13 protein-coding genes are annotated in these 15779 nt (G+C 71.7%); 7 read left to right on the top strand and 6 right to left on the bottom strand.

Going from position 1 to position 15779, the window contains the following annotated elements; translation table 11 throughout:
- Window positions 1–180: 180 nt before the first annotated feature.
- From ACZ7L1_RS36925 to ACZ7L1_RS36945, 5 genes are read right to left on the bottom strand one after another with little or no spacing between them, the layout of a single operon-like run.
- Window positions 181–1491 (bottom strand): DUF58 domain-containing protein, encoded by a 1311-nt coding sequence (locus ACZ7L1_RS36925; RefSeq protein ID WP_471443792.1) that lies wholly within the window; start codon window positions 1489–1491, stop codon window positions 181–183.
- A complete protein-coding gene (locus ACZ7L1_RS36930) occupies window positions 1491–2480 on the bottom strand; it encodes an AAA family ATPase (RefSeq protein ID WP_471443829.1) in 990 nt (329 codons plus the stop codon). Before ACZ7L1_RS36930 ends, ACZ7L1_RS36925 begins: the two co-directional genes overlap by 1 nt.
- On the bottom strand, window positions 2480–3670 hold the full coding sequence (locus tag ACZ7L1_RS36935; protein ID WP_471443794.1) for a DUF4350 domain-containing protein: 1191 nt from the start codon (window positions 3668–3670) through the stop codon (window positions 2480–2482). The genes ACZ7L1_RS36930 and ACZ7L1_RS36935 overlap by 1 nt, the downstream gene beginning before the upstream one ends.
- The gene (locus tag ACZ7L1_RS36940; RefSeq protein WP_471443796.1) at window positions 3670–4383 is read right to left on the bottom strand and encodes a DUF4129 domain-containing protein; all 714 of its coding nucleotides are present in this window, start codon (window positions 4381–4383) and stop codon (window positions 3670–3672) included. Before ACZ7L1_RS36940 ends, ACZ7L1_RS36935 begins: the two co-directional genes overlap by 1 nt.
- A gap of 4 nt (window positions 4384–4387) precedes the next feature.
- Entirely contained in the window at window positions 4388–5731 is a 1344-nt protein-coding gene (locus ACZ7L1_RS36945; RefSeq protein ID WP_471443798.1) for a glycerophosphoryl diester phosphodiesterase membrane domain-containing protein, read from the bottom strand.
- A 140-nt stretch (window positions 5732–5871) separates the two neighbouring features.
- Here ACZ7L1_RS36945 and mtnA point away from each other — a divergent pair, with 140 nt between their 5' ends.
- The 7 genes from mtnA to ACZ7L1_RS36980 all read left to right on the top strand — a co-directional run bounded on the left by mtnA (window position 5872) and on the right by ACZ7L1_RS36980 (window position 14529).
- Window positions 5872–7017: an S-methyl-5-thioribose-1-phosphate isomerase gene (gene mtnA, locus ACZ7L1_RS36950; RefSeq protein WP_471443799.1), complete on the top strand. Its 1146-nt coding sequence runs from the start codon at window positions 5872–5874 to the stop codon at window positions 7015–7017.
- A gap of 8 nt (window positions 7018–7025) precedes the next feature.
- Entirely contained in the window at window positions 7026–7715 is a 690-nt protein-coding gene (gene mtrA, locus ACZ7L1_RS36955) for a two-component system response regulator MtrA (RefSeq protein ID WP_471443801.1), read from the top strand.
- A 2-nt stretch (window positions 7716–7717) separates the two neighbouring features.
- Window positions 7718–9772, top strand: coding sequence for an MtrAB system histidine kinase MtrB (mtrB, locus tag ACZ7L1_RS36960; RefSeq protein ID WP_471443803.1), 2055 nt, complete (start codon window positions 7718–7720; stop codon window positions 9770–9772).
- Window positions 9762–11594, top strand: a complete 1833-nt coding sequence (locus ACZ7L1_RS36965; protein WP_471443805.1) for an LpqB family beta-propeller domain-containing protein — start codon at window positions 9762–9764, stop codon at window positions 11592–11594. Before mtrB ends, ACZ7L1_RS36965 begins: the two co-directional genes overlap by 11 nt.
- 116 nt (window positions 11595–11710) lie before the next feature.
- Entirely contained in the window at window positions 11711–12568 is an 858-nt protein-coding gene (locus tag ACZ7L1_RS36970; RefSeq protein WP_471443807.1) for a ComF family protein, read from the top strand.
- 316 nt (window positions 12569–12884) lie between these two features.
- Window positions 12885–13577: a ribosome hibernation-promoting factor, HPF/YfiA family gene (gene hpf / locus ACZ7L1_RS36975; RefSeq protein WP_471443809.1), complete on the top strand. Its 693-nt coding sequence runs from the start codon at window positions 12885–12887 to the stop codon at window positions 13575–13577.
- A 205-nt stretch (window positions 13578–13782) separates the two neighbouring features.
- Entirely contained in the window at window positions 13783–14529 is a 747-nt protein-coding gene (locus ACZ7L1_RS36980) for a response regulator (RefSeq protein WP_471443811.1), read from the top strand.
- A 21-nt stretch (window positions 14530–14550) separates the two neighbouring features.
- Here the strand turns inward: ACZ7L1_RS36980 and ACZ7L1_RS36985 are convergent, their stop codons facing one another.
- Window positions 14551–15753: a winged helix-turn-helix domain-containing protein gene (locus ACZ7L1_RS36985; protein WP_471443813.1), complete on the bottom strand. Its 1203-nt coding sequence runs from the start codon at window positions 15751–15753 to the stop codon at window positions 14551–14553.
- Window positions 15754–15779 lie beyond the last annotated feature (26 nt).

The raw sequence follows: 15779 nt of genomic DNA on the forward strand, positions 1-15779 counted from the left end.
TGGTACTGCAGGGGGGACCCTGTGGGAGAGTAGGACACCGCCGAACAATTTGTGAGAAAACCCCCGTGCTATTCAGCACGGGGGTTTTCTGCGTTAAAAGGCGTTAAAGGACAACGGCAAAGGAAGAAAGGTAAGGGGGCGAGCGGTAGAGGCGTTGAAGGCCGCCTCACGCCCCTGGAATCAGAGCCGCCCCGCCGCCTTCAGCGCCAAATACGCGTCAGCCAAGGCCGGCGCCAGATCCTCCGGTGTCGCGTCCACGACCGTCACCCCGTGACGCCGCAGCTGCTCGGCCATGCGGGTCCGTTCCGAATGTGCCTGAGCCGCCGCCGCGGCCTCGTACACCGCTTCTGTGCTGCCTCGAGCCGCCGCCATTTGGGCGATGTACGGATCGGCCACCGACGCCAGCAGCACCGTATGGCGCTGGGTGAGCTGGGGCAGTACTGGAAGGAGTCCCTCCTCGATGGGAGCCGTGTCCAGCGTGGTCAGCAGGACGATCAACGAGCGCCGGGGCGCCGTCCGTAGTGCCGTGGCCGTAAGACCGCGCGCGTCCGTTTCCACGAGTTCCGGCTCCAGCGTCGCCATCGCGTTGACCAGCGACGGCAAGACATCGCCGGCGGCACGTCCCTGGACCAGAGCGCGTACCCGGCGGTCGTAGGCGAGCAGATCCACGCGGTCGCCCGCACGGCTCGCCAGCGCGCCCAGCAGCAGCGCGGCGTCCATGGAGGCGTCCAGGCGCGGCGCGTCGCCGACCCGGCCGGCGGAGGTACGGCCTGTGTCGAGGACCAGCAGGATGTGACGATCGCGTTCGGGCCGCCACGTGCGCACCGCGACCGAGCTCTGCCGTGCCGTGGCGCGCCAGTCGATGGAGCGGGTGTCGTCCCCGGGGACGTATTCGCGCAGACTGTCGAACTCCGTCCCCTCGCCGCGCGTCAGCACGCTGGTGCGGCCGTCGAGTTCGCGCAGGCGGGCCAGTTTGGCGGGAAGGTGCTTGCGGCTGGTGAAGGGAGGCAGAACCCGGACCGTCCAGGGGACTTTGTGAGTGCCTTGGCGGGAGAAGAGCCCGAGTGGCCCGTACGAACGGATCGTGACACGGTCGGCTCGGCGGTCGCCTCGGCGCGTGGGCTTCAGACGGGTCGTCACGCGGCGACGCTCGCCCGGAGGGATCGTCAGGCCGTGGCGGGAGGCGGCCACTTCGGTTCCGGGCTGCCAGCTGCTGGGCGGCCAGGCGTCGCGTACCCGGGCGCGCAGCGGCCGTCTTGACGGATTGGTGATGGTGAGCGTCACGTCGGCCGTTTCGCCGAGGCGTACGGAGGCGTCGCCCGAACGGGCCAGTCCCAGTCGGCGTACCGGTGCGGCCAGTGCGAAGTCGCAGGCGCACGCCAGTGCGAGTGAGCCGTTGACGGCGAGGATGCCCGTCCAGCCGGGGTCCCAGATGCCGACCGGGAGGGTGCCGAGTGCCGCGAGGAGCGCGGCGCGTCCGGTGAGTGCCATCAGCGGGGGACGGGGACGTGGGCGAGGATCGCGTTGATGACCGAGTCGGTGGTCACTCCTTCCATCTCCGCCTCGGGGCGGAGCTGGACCCGGTGGCGGAGTGTCGGGAGGGCGAGTGCCTTCACATCGTCGGGGATGACGTAGTCACGGCCCGTCAGCCAGGCCCATGCTCGGGAGGTGGCGAGCAGGGCCGTGGCACCGCGAGGTGACACGCCGAGCGTGAGGGACGGGGACTCGCGGGTGGCCCGGCAGATGTCCACGACGTAGGCGGTGATCTCGGGGGAAACGGTCGTCTTGGCGACGGCGGCACGTGCGGCCTCGAGGGCCTCGGCGCTCGCCACGGGGCGTACGCCGGCGGCGCGCAGGTCGCGCGGATTGAAGCCCGCGGCGTGGCGTGTGAGGACGTCGATCTCGTCCTGGCGGGACGGCAGAGGGATTGTCAGTTTGAGCAGGAAACGGTCCAGTTGGGCCTCAGGGAGTGGGTACGTCCCCTCGTACTCGACCGGGTTCTGCGTCGCGGCGACCAGGAACGGCTCGGGGAGCGGGCGCGGAGTGCCGTCGACCGTGACCTGGCGCTCCTCCATGGCTTCGAGGAGGGACGACTGGGTCTTGGGTGGGGTGCGGTTGATCTCGTCCGCGAGGAGGAGGTTGGTGAAGACCGGGCCTGGCTGGAAGGAGAACTCGGCGGTGCGGGCGTCGTAGACGAGAGAGCCCGTGACATCGCTCGGCATCAGGTCCGGTGTGAACTGCACGCGCTTGGTGTCGAGTTCGAGGGCTGACGCGAGCGCGCGGACCAGCAGTGTCTTGGCGACACCGGGGACCCCTTCCAGCAGGACGTGTCCACGGCACAGCAGGGCGACGACGAGGCCGGTCACGGCGGGGTCCTGGCCGACCACGGCCTTGGCGATCTCGGCGCGCAGGGCTTCCAGGGAGGCGCGGGCTGCGCCCGGATCCCCGGCGACCCCGGCGTTGTCAGTGGTCGGGTCCATCATGGACGGCGTACCTCTCTTTCGAGGGCGTCGAGTTGGTCGGCGAGGGCGATCAGGGCCGCGTCGTCGCCGGGCGGCGGGCCGTAGAGGAGGGAGTGCAGGGACTGTCCGTCGCCGTGCAGATGGGCGGACAGTGCGGGGAGCAGGGCCTCGGGCGCGTGCGCCTGAGCGAGCGGGATGCCTACGAGGGGGGCGAGACGGGTGCAGGTGGTGGAGCGCAGAGCGGCGGCCGCGCGGTCGCGGGCGTCGGCTTTGCGGTAGAGGCGGGCGCGGCCTTCGACGGTTTCGGAGGCGCGGATCGCGACGGGGAGTTTTTCGGGGACGAGCGGGCCGAATCGGCGTGCCCGCCACAGGGCGGCCAGGGCCGCGGCGATGAAGAGCTGGAGCGCGCCCCACAGCCAGCCCGAGGGGAGCAGGTCGAGGAAGCTCTGGCCGCCCGAGTCGGTGGCCGAGGTGTCGGAGAGCGAGGGGAGGTACCAGACCAAGTGCGAGCGGGAACCGAGCAGTTGCAGGGCGAGCGAGGCGTTGCCCCGCTCACCGAGACGGTTGTTGTAGAGGATGTCGGGCGCGCCGAGGACGACGGTGTCGCCGGCCCCGGATGCGGCCGGGATGCGTACCAGGGTGGGCAGGCCCTCGCTGGGGTAGCACCAGTCCGCGCGGGCGTCGCTCGTGCGGTAGCGGATCCCGCCCGTGTCGGCGGTGCCCGCTCGCCGGGCGTCGGGCAGCTCGCAGACGGGCGCCAGTGTCGATTCGAGGCTGACGGCGGGGTCGGCGGAGACGCCGGGAGCCAGTGTGCCGGTGGACGTCTCCGGAGCGACGAGGATCGTCCGGCCGCCGGAGTTCTCGGTCGCCTGGTGCAGCAGGCTCTGCTGGCGGTGCGTCAACTGCTCGGGTGCGGCGACCAGAAGCGTGGTGTCGGTGCCGGCAGCGGCGCGCGCCTCGTCGAGGGTGGTGACCACGCGCGTGGACACGCCCCGGTCGGCGAGCAGCCGGGCGACGGCGTGGCTGCCGGAGGGGTCGGCGGAGCGCGGGTCGAGGCGGCCGTGCCGCTCCCCGGATCGGATCACGGCGATCACGACAGCACCGATCAGCAGGATCACGACGGCGAGGAGCACACCGCGTGCCCGGGTCCACACCTGGCGCACGGTGGGCGAGGCCGACGTGGATGCGACTGCGGCCTCGGCGGTCATCAGGCGGCTCCCTGGCGGGTGTTGTGGGCCGCGCTGGGGGCGTTGCTGGTGAGGTGGGGCTTGGCGCGTTCCAGGTCGTCGTCGAGGACGGCGAGCCGGCGGTACGTTCCTTCGCCCGCGGCCCGACCGCCGTATGCGACGTCGTCGAAGTTCCGGGCGGCGAGGCGCAGGCGGTCCGCGTGGTCGGGAAGGGCGCGGCCGGCCTCGGATGCCGCCTCGTCGGCGGTGCGCCCTGGGCGGATGTCGAGCAGGGCGCGTTCCTCCAGGGAGCGGACGACGGCGCGCATGCGGTCCTGGACGGCCTGGTTCCAGTGTCCCTGGGCGGCGTGCGCCTCGGCGGCCGAGCGGTGTTCGGCGGCGCTGCGGGGGCGGTCGTCGAAGAGCGTGGCGGACGAGGTGGGCGTGCGGCGCGGCGTGCCCAGACGCCACCACAGCGCGGCGACGAGCGCCAGGACCGCCACCACGATGACGAGGAGGCCGACGGGCCCGCCGGGCGTCGCGGTGGAGGCCTCGGTGAAGAGCCGGTCCAGCCAGTCCCAGAAGGCGTTCAGGGCGCGCCGTAGCAGGCCGGGGTCGTTCTGGTGGTACATCCGCTTGGACAGCTCACGCCGGGCCGCCTCCCGCGCGGGGTCGCGCGGGATCGTCACCGGTGGTCCGTCGTCCGAGCGCCACAGCACCGGTGCGGCTCTCAGCGCTCCCCCCGTCAGTCTCACCCCGTCAGCTCCCCGCGGTGGTGCCGGGGGCGTCGGAGCCGTAGTCCTGCAGGCCGGCGGCGCGGGCCAGCTCGAGGTCGAGGGCCTCGCGGCGGATGCGCTGGTCGATGTAGAGCAGCACGGTGACGCCCGCGGTGATCGGGAACGTGATCATGCGTCCGATCACCGAGCCGAGCCCGCTGATGATGAGGAACGTCCAGCCGGGGCTGCCGGTGGAGCCGCCCATGAGGCTGCCGAGGCCGTCGCCGCTGAACACCCCGGCGAGGATGGCGAAGGGGATCACGACGATCGACGCCACGATGCCCGCGATGAGCTGCGCGAGCAACTGGATGCCGAAGACCCGCCACCACGAGCCGCGCACCAGCTTCACGGAGCGGCTCATCGCCTTGCCGATGCTCTGCTTCTCCAGCATCAGCGCGGGCGAGGCCAGCGAGAAACGGATCATGATCCACAGAGCGACCACACCGGCGCCGAGGCCGCCGAGGACGGCCAGCGACACGCCCGCCGCGGTGGACCCCGACCACACGATGAGGATGCCGGGCAGCGTGCCCACGGCGACGATCGCCATGGCCATGAGCGGCAGCAGGATCGTGAGCCCGCCGAGCCGGGCGAGCTGTGGGCGGGCGTCGCGCCAGGCCTCGGCGGCGGTAACCGGCCTGCCGAGCACCGCCCTGCTGGTGACGGCCGTGAGCAGGGCCGTGGCGATGATGGTGCCGAGCAGCACCAGCAGCATGACCACGGCGGAGCCCAGCAGCGCGTCTCCCAGGGCGCGGCTCACCTCGGTCATGGAGGCGCTGGGGTCGTTGAGGGCGTTCGTGCCGGTGGTGTCGTTCAGGACGAGGCCCTGCAGCAGGATGACGACGGTCTCCGTGACGACCGCGACGGTCAGCGAGATGCCGAGGACCGTGCGCCAGTAGGTGCGCATGGTGGATACCGCGCCGTCGAGGATCTCGCCGACGCCGAGCGGGCGCAGCGGGATGACACCGGGCTTGGCCGCGGGCGGCGGTCCCCAGGCACCGCCCCAGCTTCCGTAGCCGCCGAACCCCTGTTGGGGGGCGCTCCAGCCGCCGCCGGGCCCTGCGTGGCCGCCGGGAGCGGCGGGAGGGCGGGCGCCCCAGCCCGGGCCGGGCGGAGGCGGTGGCGGGGCCTGGCCGGGGCCCTGGGGAGGCTGAGGAGCGGTCCACTGCCCGGGCGGGGGCTGCTCCTTGGACCACTTGCCCGACGGCTGCGGCTGATCGGTACCGCTCTGGTCCGAGGGCTGCTCCGGGGGCTGCGCGCCGGAGGCGCCCGGCTGCTGCCCGTCGGAGGGGGCAGATCCGGGCGAGGCCCAGCCCGGAGTGTCGTTCATCGTCGCTCCTTCACGGTGCCCGTCCGCGGTCGCGGCGGCAGGTTGGCAGCCATCGTGCCACGCTGCGTCCGCCGGGGGACCGGGGGTGGCGGACGCAGTACGCCTTCAATAGTCGGCGCGGTACAGGGCAGACTGACCGCATGGCTGATCAGTACGCGCGATCCGGTGAGGAAGACGAGGCGGCTGCGATACCGGCGATCCGCTGGGACGAGCCGCCCGAAGGCCCCGTACTGGCTCTTCTCGACCAGAGAAGGCTGCCGGCCGAGGAGGTGGAGCTCGTGTGCACGGACGCGCCCGCGCTCGTGGACGCGATCCGTACGCTCGCCGTGCGCGGGGCACCGCTGCTCGGGATCGCCGGCGCGTACGGTGTGGCGCTCGCCGCCGCGCGCGGTTTCGACGTGGAGGATGCCGCCGCCGCGCTCGCGGGCGCCCGGCCCACCGCGGTGAACCTCGCCGTCGGCGTGCGCAGGGCCCAGGCCGCGTACCGGGCCGTGCTTGACGACGGCGGTGACCTGCGGCAGGCCGCCGAGGCGGCGCTCGCCGCTGCGCGGGCGCTGCACCGTGAGGACGCCGAGGCCAGCGCGCGGATGGCTCGTCACGGCCTGGCGCTGCTGGACGAGCTTCTCCCGGGCGGCGGGCACCGTCTGCTCACGCACTGCAACACGGGTGCGCTGGTGTCCGGCGGGGAGGGCACGGCGTTCGCGGTGGCGTTGGCCGCACACCGGGCGGGGCGGCTGCGCAGGCTGTGGGTGGACGAGACGCGTCCGTTGCTGCAGGGTGCTCGACTGACGGCGTACGAGGCGGCCCGCACCGGGATGGCGTACACCTTGCTCACGGACAATGCGGCGGGCTCGCTGTTCGCCGCGGGCGAGGTGGACGCGGTACTCATCGGGGCGGACCGGATCGCGGCCGACGGCTCGGTCGCGAACAAGGTGGGGAGCTACCCGCTCGCTGTGCTGGCCCGGTACCACCACGTGCCGTTCATCGTGGTGGCGCCGGTGACGACGGTGGATCCGGAGACACCGGACGGGGCGTCCATCGAGGTGGAGCAGCGGCCCGGGCACGAGGTGACGGAGTTCACCGCACCTCAGGTGCAGGTGGCGGGAGCGGAAGCGGGAGGCGGGATACCTGTGGCACCCCTCGGGACCCAGGCGTACAACCCGGCGTTCGACGTGACGCCTCCGGAACTGGTGACGGCGATCGTCACCGAGGAGGGCGTCGCGTCGCCTGTGACGGCCGATTCACTCGCTGCGCTGTGTGACAGGTCACGCCAGGTAACGATTTAGTTAATGGGATGATGTGGTCCATGAAGGGACGAGTCCTTGTCGTCGACGACGACACCGCACTGGCCGAGATGCTCGGCATCGTGCTGCGTGGTGAAGGTTTTGAGCCGTCTTTCGTAGCCGACGGTGACAGGGCGCTGGCCGCCTTCCGTGAGACCAAGCCTGACCTGGTGCTGCTCGACCTGATGCTGCCGGGTCGGGACGGCATCGAGGTGTGCCGTCTGATCAGGGCGGAGTCCGGGGTGCCGATCGTGATGCTGACCGCCAAGAGCGACACAGTGGACGTGGTGGTGGGCCTCGAGTCCGGCGCGGACGACTACATCGTGAAGCCCTTCAAGCCGAAGGAGCTGGTGGCCCGCATCCGGGCGCGGCTTCGCAGGTCGGAGGAGCCTGCGCCGGAGCAGCTCGCCATCGGTGACCTCGTCATCGACGTGGCCGGCCACTCGGTGAAGCGCGACGGGCAGTCGATCGCGCTGACCCCGTTGGAGTTCGACCTGCTGGTGGCGCTGGCGCGCAAGCCGTGGCAGGTGTTCACCCGCGAGGTCCTGCTTGAGCAGGTGTGGGGTTACCGCCACGCGGCGGACACCCGCCTGGTGAACGTTCACGTCCAGCGGCTGCGCTCGAAGGTCGAGAAGGACCCGGAGAAGCCGGAGATCGTGGTGACCGTCCGTGGCGTCGGCTACAAGGCCGGGCCGAGCTGAGCATGACCCAGGACAGTGCCGCTCCGGCGCCCGGCCGGCCCGGAGCCCGTCCGGGGCGGCCTGTCGGTCGGCGGACGACGCGCTCCGGGTGGGAACGGTTCTTCGAGGGCGGGCTGCTTCAGGGCGGAGTCCAGGGCAGCCCGGTCCTCCGGCTCGTCATGCGCTGGGTGCGCCGCCCGCTGCTGCCGATGATGCGGCTGTGGCGGCGCAACATCCAGCTGCGGATCGTCGTCACGACCCTGCTGATGTCGCTGGGCGTGGTGCTGCTGCTGGGTTTCGTCGTCATCGGGCAGGTCCGCAACGGTCTGCTGGACGCCAAGGTGAAGGCGTCGCAGAGCCAGGCCGTCGGCGGGTTCACCGTCGCCGGGCAGAGGGCCGACAGCGCGGCCAGCGCGAGTGACGGCAACGACAACTCCGGTACGGGCAACAACCCGGTGCAGAACGTCAGCGGGTGGATGAGCGACCTCGTCGAGTCCCTGTCCAGCGGTGGTCAGGGTGCCTTCGACGTGGTCACGCTCAGCACCACCGCCGCGGACAACGACAACCGCGGCCTCGGTCCGCGCGCGTCGGGCGGGGTGGATCCGAGCCAGAGCGTGCCGGAGGACCTGCGCAAGCGCGTCGACGCCGGCATGGGCGTGGCCCAGAGCTACACCCGCATCGTCTACACCGACAGCGGCCGGGCCACCCAGCCCGCGCTGATCATCGGCAAGCAGATCAACGACCCCAACGGCGACCCGTACCAGCTGTACTACCTCTTCCCGCTCACCCAGGAGGAGAAGTCCCTCAGCCTGGTCAAGGGGACGCTCGCCACCGCTGGGCTCTTCGTCGTCGTACTGCTCGGCGCCATCGCCTGGCTCGTGGTGCGCCAGGTCGTCACCCCCGTACGGATGGCCGCGGGCATCGCCGAACGGCTGTCCGCCGGGCGCCTGCAGGAGCGGATGAAGGTCACCGGCGAGGACGACATCGCGCGTCTGGGCGAGGCCTTCAACAAGATGGCGCAGAACCTGCAGCTGAAGATCCAGCAGCTGGAGGAGCTGTCGCGGATGCAGCGGCGGTTCGTCTCGGACGTGTCGCACGAGCTGAGGACGCCCCTGACGACCGTGCGGATGGCGGCCGACGTCATCCACGAGGCGCGCGTCGACTTCGACCCGGTGACCGCGCGGTCGGCGGAACTGCTCGCCGACCAGCTGGACCGGTTCGAGTCGCTGCTCGCGGACCTGCTTGAGATCAGCAGGTTCGACGCGGGTGCGGCGGCGCTGGAGGCCGAGCCGATCGATCTGCGGGACGTCGTGCGCCGGGTGGTGAGCGGGGCCGAGCCGCTCGCCGAGCGCAAGGGCACGCAGATCCGGGTCGTCGGCGACCAGCAGCCCGTCGTGGCCGAGGCGGACGCCCGGCGTGTCGAGCGGGTGCTGCGCAACCTGGTCGTGAACGCGGTCGAGCACGGCGAGGGCAAGGACGTGATCGTCAAGCTCGCTGCGGCGGGCGGCGCGGTCGCGATCGCGGTGCGCGACTACGGCGTGGGACTCAAGCCCGGCGAGGCGACCCGGGTGTTCAGCCGCTTCTGGCGGGCGGACCCGGCACGCGCGCGTACCACCGGCGGTACGGGCCTCGGGCTGTCCATCGCTCTGGAGGACGCGCGGCTGCACGGCGGCTGGCTGCAGGCGTGGGGCGAGCCGGGAGGGGGTTCGCAGTTCCGGCTGACCCTGCCGCGGACCGCGGACGAGCCGCTGCGGGGCTCTCCGATACCCCTGGAGCCGCTGGACTCACGGCGCAATCGCGGGCTCAGCGACGCCGGACTGCCGCAGGGAGGCTCCGGCAAGCGGGCCACGGTGCCGGCGCAGTCGACCGGTGAGCAGGCGGCGGCACGTGACCCGATCGCGTCACGGCCGGCCGCGACGCCGACCGCGGACCCGACGGCGATGCCCGGCAACGGGGCGCGCGTGGTGCCACGGCCCGCCGGGGGCTCGCGACGCCCGGACGACAGAGCACAGGAGCCGCCGAGGGGTGGCGGCGGACCCGACGAGCGGGAGCAAGGGGAGGCGTTTCGTGGGCGCTGAGGGGGGCGGCCGGCGGCGTGCGCTGCTCAGGGGGGTGTACGCCGGCTGTGGTGCCGTACTGCTGGCCGGGTGCGCCTCGATGCCGGACGGCGGGGATCTGCGGGGGGTCGAGTCGACGCCCCGGCAGGACGCGCAGGTCCGTGTCTTCGCCATGCCCCCGCGGGAGAACGCCGGGCCTGCGGAGATCGTGCAGGGCTTCCTGGAGGCGCTGACCAGCGACGACCCGCAGTACGAGACGGCACGCAAGTACCTGACGGCCGCCGCGTCGCGCGGGTGGGACCCCGACGCGTCCACCACGGTGCTCTCCGACGGGCCGAACACGGTGCCCGACCACACCAGGAGCCGGGAGGCCGGGGACGACTACGCGTACACGCTGACCGGCACCAAGCTCGCCATGGTGGACGAGCAGCACGCCTACACGCCGGACTCGGGGACGTACAGCGCCACGGTGCACCTGACGCTGGTGAAGAAGACCGAACAGTGGCGCATCGACGCGCTGCCGCAGGGCGTGGTGATGGGCAGGTCCGACTTCCAGCGCAACTACGTGTCGGTCAACAAGTACTACTACGCTGCGAACGTGCCCGCTGGGGAGGGCGGACGGCTGAGTACCGTCGCGGACCCGGTGTACGTGCGCAGCAAGGTGGACCCGGTGACGTCGACTGTCCGCGCACTGCTGAAGGGCCCCACACGCTGGCTGGACCCCGTGGCGACCTCGAGCTTCCCCTCGGGCACGGCACTGCGGAAGGACGTCACCTCCCTGTCGCCCGACGACCAGAACAAGCTGACGGTGCCGCTCAACGACAAGGCCGACCGGGTCGGGGCGACGCAGTGCGACAGGATGGCGGCGCAGCTGCTGTTCACCCTGCAGGACCTGACGCCCACGGGCGTGAGCCAGGTGGAGCTGCGCGGCTCGAACGGCACGAAGCTGTGCGCGCTCAACGAGGACCGGGCCGAGGTCATCGCCTTGCACGGCACGGGCCGGCGACCGGAGTACGAGTACTTCATCGACGGCAGGCAGCGGCTGGTGCGCCTGCCCGGCAGCAGCGGCTCCAAGCAGCCCGAACCGGTGCCGGGCCCGTTGGGTGAGGGAGAGAAGCCGCTGCGCGCCGCCGCCGTCTCGCGGGACGAGGACACCGCGGCCGGCGTCTCTGCCGACGGGCAGTACCTGTACGTGGGCTCGCTGGCGTCGGGCGCCCCGCTGGGGAACGCGGTGCTGATCAGTGGCGGTGCGTCGAAGAACGACCGGCTGACGACTCCCAGCTGGGACGGCGGGGGCGACCTGTGGGTGGCCGACCGTGACCCGCGGCACCCGCGGCTGGTGATGCTGCAGCAGGGCGCGGGCACGCCGGTGGAGGTCCGCACACCGGGCCTCGACGGGCGGATCGACGCGGTGCGGGTGGCGGCCGACGGTGTGCGGATCGCGCTGATCGTGGAGAAGGACGGCAAGACGTCCCTGCAGATCGGGCGGATCGAGCGGGACAGCGGGAGGGGCGGACAGCCTGCTGTGTCGATCCTGGAACTGCACTCGGTGACTCCGCAGCTGGAGGAGGTCACGGCCATGTCGTGGGCCGGTGACAGTCGGTTGGTGGTGGTCGGCAGCGAGGCCGGTGGGGTGCAGCAGATCCGGTACGTGCAGGTCGACGGCTCGACGCCGGTGGGCAACCCGCCCGCCTCGCTGACGGGCGTGAAGCAGATAGCGGCGTCCGAGGACGAACGGCTGCCGCTGGTGGCGTACTCGGAGGACGGGATCGTGCGCCTGTCGTCCGGGGCTCAGTGGCAGAAGGTGGTCAAGGAGGGGACGGCGCCGGTCTACCCCGGCTGACCCGCGCGCCCCGAGCAGGGCTGCGCGCCGGTGGTTCGACGGCCGCCGCCCGGTTGTTTACGGGGAGTTTTCCACAGGGGTGGCGGGCCGCTGCGGGCGTTGGCACAGTGGTCGCCATGCGGGGGTGGTGGCAGGACCTCACCGACCTGGTACTGCCGGCCGAGTGCGGAGGCTGCGGCAGGCCGCGCACGGTGCTCTGCCCGGAGTGCCGTGCGGCCCTCCACGGCAGCGCGCCACGCCGGGTGCGACCGGTGCCGGAGCCGGCGGGACTGCCCCTGGTGCACGCGGCGGCGCCGTACGAGGGCGCGGTCCGCGCCACGCTCCTGTCCCACAAGGAACGGGGCGCGCTCACCCTCGCGGGACCGCTGGGGACGGCTCTGGCGGGGGCGGTGCGGGCCTGCTACGGCTCGGTGGCCTCCCGCGCCGGTGGCGGTCCGGGGCCCGTGCTGCTCGTGCCCGTCCCCTCCGCGCGGTGGGCCGTGCGGGCGCGAGGGCATGATCCGACGCGGCGGATCGCGCTCGCGGCGGCGGGACAGCTGCGCCGGGCCGGGACGGCGGCCAGGGTGGTGGCCGTGTTGCGGCAGCGGCGGGCCGTGGCCGACCAGGCGGGGCTCGGCTCCCGGCAGCGGCTGACCAATCTCGCGGGCGCCCTCGAGGTGGCCGCGGGCAGCGCCCGGCTGCTGGCCGGCGGGCGGATCGTCCTCGTCGACGACCTGATGACGACGGGCGCTTCGCTGACGGAGGCGGCGCGCGCGGTACGGGCGGCGCTCGGGGACGCCGACAATGCTGACACGGAGGTGTATGCGCGCGTGACAGGGGAAGCAAGGGGGGAACGAAGAGCGAGGGAGACGACGGCACCGGCGCACCGGCCCCTGGGGCCGTGGGGAACGGCCGCTGGGAACGGCCTCCAGGACGGGATCTGCGCGGCCGTGGTCGCCGCTTCGCCGGAGTCCTTCGAGATAAACCGGAACTGACCGATAGCTTGCTTCGTTGCAGGTAATGAGCAGGTCAATTCACCTGAACGGAGGTACGCCGCGGTAGAGGGTGACGACATCCGTCCGGGCGAGATATGTTCGGTTGAGAGGGAAAAGGCGCAGGCCGTCCCTCCCTTGTCCGAATGCCGTGCTGCGGGTTTTCTGCAATCACCCGTAGCGGTGGGGTGGAGACCTCGCCCCCGGGGGAGGAGGAGGTGGACGTCACCGAGTCCGAGGTTCCGGTATTCGCCGGGGCCTGGTGCACAAGGGAGATGCTCCGCCAGCAATGCGGAGCGATCCGGGAACGGAGTTCTGCGTGGACATCGTCGTCAAGGGCCGCAAGACCGAGGTGCCCGAGCGGTTCCGGAAGCACGTGGCCGAGAAGCTGAAGCTGGACAAGATCCAGAAGCTGGATGCCAAGGTGATCAGCCTCGATGTCGAGGTGTCCAAGGAGCCCAACCCCCGACAGGCCGACCGCTGCGACCGCGTGGAGATCACCCTCCGCTCCCGAGGTCCGGTGATCCGGGCCGAGGCGGCGGCAAGCGATCCGTACGCGGCACTCGACCTGGCGGCGGAGAAACTCGAGGCCCGGCTGCGTAAGCAGCACGACAAGCGCCACACCCGCCGCGGGGTCCGCAGGCTCACGGCAGCCGAGGTGCCCGACCACGTCCCGGGCGCCGCGACGCTCAACGGCAACGGCGGCCTGGTACCGGAAGAAGAATCGGACGGCGTGCCGACCAAGAAGATCGGATCGCTCGAGGTGAAGGGCGAAGGCCCCCTCGTCGTCCGCGAGAAGACCCACGTCGCGTCTCCGATGTCGCTCGACCAGGCGCTCTACGAAATGGAGTTGGTCGGGCACGACTTCTATCTGTTCGTCGACTCCGAGACCAAGCAACCCAGCGTCGTCTACCGGCGGCACGCCTACGACTACGGCGTCATCCACCTCAGCACCGACCAGATGGTGGCCGAGGCCCGGTCGGCGGACGCGGGCGGAACGCTCGGCGGCTGAGCCCGCCGGGTGATGGCTGAACCCGGTGCCCCTGGTGAGCCCATGCGCCCCCAGGGGCACCGGTGTGCCACCACTTCGCGCCGCGCTCTGTCACCTGACTGACGCCCGGGCATGGAATCATGGCCGCAACGGCTCAACCGGTGGGCCGTTGCCTTGGGTTGGCGATGGCACAGCACCACAGGCCACAGCCTTCAGGGGGAGGAACATGGCGGACAGCTTCGGACCGACGCAGGACGAGGACGCCGACGACGACGTCGCCGGCACGGTCCCGGAGACGGGCCCTGCACACAAGGAGCCGATCCGCGTTCTCGTCGTGGACGACCACGCCCTCTTCCGCCGCGGCCTGGAGATCGTGTTGGCGGCCGAGGAGGACATCCAGGTCGTCGGCGAGGCCGGGGACGGCGCGGAAGCGGTCGACAAGGCGGCCGATCTGCTGCCTGACATCGTGCTGATGGACGTGCGGATGCCCAAGCGGGGTGGCATCGAGGCATGCACCTCCATCAAGGAGGTGGCGCCCAGCGCCAAGATCATCATGCTGACGATCAGCGACGAAGAGGCCGATCTCTACGAAGCGATCAAGGCGGGCGCCACGGGTTACCTCCTCAAGGAGATCTCCACCGACGAGGTGGCCACCGCCATTCGCGCGGTCGCCGATGGGCAGTCGCAGATCAGCCCCTCCATGGCGTCGAAGCTCCTCACCGAGTTCAAGTCGATGATCCAGAAGACCGACGAGCGCCGGCTGGTCCCGGCGCCGAGGCTCACCGACCGGGAGCTGGAGGTCCTCAAGCTCGTCGCCACCGGAATGAACAACCGGGACATCGCCAAGGAGCTGTTCATCTCCGAGAACACCGTGAAGAACCACGTGCGCAACATCCTGGAGAAGCTGCAGCTGCACTCCAGGATGGAGGCCGTGGTCTACGCGATGCGGGAGAAGATCCTCGAGATCCGCTAGCGGGGCCGGACACGCCAGGGATCAGCCCAGGGCACGGGCCAGCTCGCGAACGAGAGGCTCGCGCAGGTCCGGGGTGTCGACCCGCTCCACGCGGACGTTGGTGCAGTCCACCCAGCTCGCCGCCTCCAGCAGCGCCTGGGCCACCGACGGGACTGCGTTCGCGCCGTCCAGTGTGACCTGCCGCGCGACCAGCGTGCGGCCCTCGCGCGCGGGGTCCACCCGGCCGACCAGCCGACCGCCGGCGAGGACCGGCATCGCGAAGTAGCCGTACACCCGCTTCTGCTTGGGGACGTACGCCTCCAGGCGGTGGGTGAAGCCGAAGATCCGCTCCGTGCGCGCCCGCTCCCAGATCAGCGAGTCGAACGGCGACAGCAGCGTCGTACGGTGGCGGCCGCGCGGCGGGGTCCGCAACGTCTCGGGGTCCACCCAGGCAGGCTTGCCCCAGCCCTCGACCGTCACCGGGACCAGGCCCGAGTCCGCGATCACGGAATCGACCTGCTCGCCCTTGAGACGGTGGTAGTCCGCGATGTCCGCGCGCGTGCCGACGCCCAGGGAGCGGCCGGCCAGGGAGACGAGGCGGCGCAGGCACTCGGTGTCGTCCAGCTCGTCGTGCAGCAGCGCCTCGGGGACGGCGCGCTCGGCCAGGTCGTACACCCGCTTCCAGCCGCGGCGCTCGACGCACACCACCTCTCCGTACATCAGCGCGCGCTCCACCGCGACCTTCGTGCCGGACCAGTCCCACCACTCGCTGGTCTTCTTCGCGCCGCCCAGATCCGTTGCGGTCAGGGGCCCTTCGGCGCGCAGTTGCTTGATGACCTGGTCGTAGGCGCCGTCCGGCAGGGTGTGGTTCCAGTGCGGGCGGGAGCGGTAGGCGCGGCGGCGGAAGGCGAAGTGGGGCCACTCCTCGATGGGCAGGACACAGGCGGCGTGCGACCAGTACTCGAACGCGTGCGGACCGGCCGTGGACCGGCCGTCGGACGAACGCGTCCAGTACGCCGAGTCGACCGCCTCGCGGCCTATGGCTCCGAGGCGGGCGTACGGAATGAGTTCGTGTGAGCGGGCCAGGACCGAAATGGTGTCGAGCTGGACGGCGCCGAGCCGGCGCAGCAGGCCACGCACGCCGGCCCTGCGGTCGGGAGCGCCGAGGAAGCCCTGTGCCCGCAGGGCGATACGGCGGGCTTCGTCTGCGGTCAGTTCGATGGTGGGTCGGGGGAGACTCGGCATGGTCACACCGTAGGGGGCGGCACTGA

The organism is Streptomyces sp. NPDC107546, from assembly GCF_055639175.1.

Excerpts from the sequence above, each read along its gene's own strand:
- ACZ7L1_RS36925 (WP_471443792.1), bottom strand. The coding sequence starts at position 1,491 with ATGGCACTCACCGGACGCGCCGCGCTCCTCGCGGCACTCGGCACCCTC.
- ACZ7L1_RS36930 (WP_471443829.1), bottom strand. The coding sequence starts at position 2,480 with ATGGACCCGACCACTGACAACGCCGGGGTCGCCGGGGATCCGGGCGCA.
- ACZ7L1_RS36935 (WP_471443794.1), bottom strand. The coding sequence starts at position 3,670 with ATGACCGCCGAGGCCGCAGTCGCATCCACGTCGGCCTCGCCCACCGTG.
- ACZ7L1_RS36945 (WP_471443798.1), bottom strand. The coding sequence starts at position 5,731 with ATGAACGACACTCCGGGCTGGGCCTCGCCCGGATCTGCCCCCTCCGAC.
- mtnA (WP_471443799.1), top strand. The coding sequence starts at position 5,872 with ATGGCTGATCAGTACGCGCGATCCGGTGAGGAAGACGAGGCGGCTGCG.
- mtrA (WP_471443801.1), top strand. The coding sequence starts at position 7,026 with ATGATGTGGTCCATGAAGGGACGAGTCCTTGTCGTCGACGACGACACC.
- mtrB (WP_471443803.1), top strand. The coding sequence starts at position 7,718 with ATGACCCAGGACAGTGCCGCTCCGGCGCCCGGCCGGCCCGGAGCCCGT.
- ACZ7L1_RS36970 (WP_471443807.1), top strand. The coding sequence starts at position 11,711 with ATGCGGGGGTGGTGGCAGGACCTCACCGACCTGGTACTGCCGGCCGAG.
- ACZ7L1_RS36980 (WP_471443811.1), top strand. The coding sequence starts at position 13,783 with ATGGCGGACAGCTTCGGACCGACGCAGGACGAGGACGCCGACGACGAC.
- ACZ7L1_RS36985 (WP_471443813.1), bottom strand. The coding sequence starts at position 15,753 with ATGCCGAGTCTCCCCCGACCCACCATCGAACTGACCGCAGACGAAGCC.